We start from the raw sequence: 1,340 nt of genomic DNA, 5'->3' as shown, positions 1-1,340 counted from the left end.
TGGTGCGGTCCCGTAGATAGAGTTGGGTGTTGGCGTCAGACAGTAACCGGATGGCGTTGGCCAGTTCTTTGCGTCGGGCATTACAGCTGTTGGTATCGGCTGATCTTCGGCGCCTGTTGCAAGGCCCCGGTAGCTGCTCTGTGAGAAGCCGGATGTTGGCGAAATCATTTCTGTATTCTGCGTTAAGAGTGGCGGCCCCTTCCGGCGTTGAAAGATCAAGCGTGCGAATATCGTATGACCTTGCCTGTATCCGTCTTTTAAGGGTCTCGAAGGCTCTGGCTTTTTCTTCTTCACTCTGGAAAAGGTCCATTAGTTGCTGAAGCTGAGAGATCTGGCCTAACCAGCAGAAACGATGTTCATAGTGCGCAAGCCATTGACTGTAAGAGGTAGATTGCATCACCAGGTCGAGGGAGTCTGATAAGTGAATAGCTTCTGCTCTATCTGGATTGACAAAAGTGACTTTTTCAGTCCCGGGGGTTTCTAGTAATCCATGAAAGATCGCTTGTTGGAAATTAGAGTATAAGGAATACTCTTGAGCATTTTTTCTGATATCGCCGGTAGGTCGATCGGGTATGATACCGGGCAAATTATCTCCATTTGCAGCTCTGCCCGGATTACCTTCGGGTCTGGCATCGACAGACTTATCTTCGGCTTCGTCTCTGAGCAAATACTCTTCGATTATGCCTGCGAGTAACTGATCTTTGAGTTGGGGATCAATAGAATTGTCTTCGATTATGTTTTTGATCCAATCCTCTTTTTTGTCGGATCCGCTACCGGCAATCTTCTCTTGTAATATGGCTTTGATCGGATCGTCTTCGGACATGACATCGTCAGATTGACCTTCAGTTCCGACATATGTAAATAGATTTTCAGCCTCAAGGGAGGCCAGTCCGAACTTTAATCGGTATTCAACAGTACTTTTGTCAGGCCGCAAGGTAAAAACAATACGGTTTGGTTCAGGGTAGAGCGCGTCGATGGAGGTTGACGGTCTGGCAGCAGCCGTAACCGCAACGGCGTAATTTGCATGGATACCTGTTTTGGCTAACTCCCTCAAAACTCCAGGTACAACAAAAAGTTTATGGCTAGCATCCAGTACACCCACAGAATCTACAAGGCCTTGTGCAGAGTTATAAAAATAGAATGCTATGTTTTGTACGGTGGTATCTCTTGGGATCGCCATTCTTAAAATCGATGATAGCGTTTTCGTTACATGCTCTGCACGGGAACTACTATGTGAACTGTACTCAAAGAAATGAACAGTTCCGGTAATTATGACTTTAGTGTCTTCACCAATGTTTGTGAACGGTATTCCTTTTACTATTTCGAGTTTAAGTTCTCCT

1 protein-coding gene is annotated in these 1,340 nt (G+C 45.9%); it reads right to left on the bottom strand.

The features are described 5' to 3' along the window. Window positions 1-1,054: hypothetical protein (locus KDK17_RS03125; protein ID WP_257287324.1), on the bottom strand; the 1,054-nt coding region annotated here is incomplete at its 3' end. Window positions 1,055-1,340: the final 286 nt, after the last annotated feature.

Origin of the sequence: Endozoicomonas sp. SESOKO2 (assembly GCF_024606245.1) — a bacterium.
In the GTDB taxonomy this organism is placed as follows: Bacteria; Pseudomonadota; Gammaproteobacteria; order Pseudomonadales; family Endozoicomonadaceae; genus Endozoicomonas_A.
The sequence above is the reverse complement of the archived record's forward strand: the minus strand, read 5'-3'. Positions and strand labels throughout refer to the sequence as shown.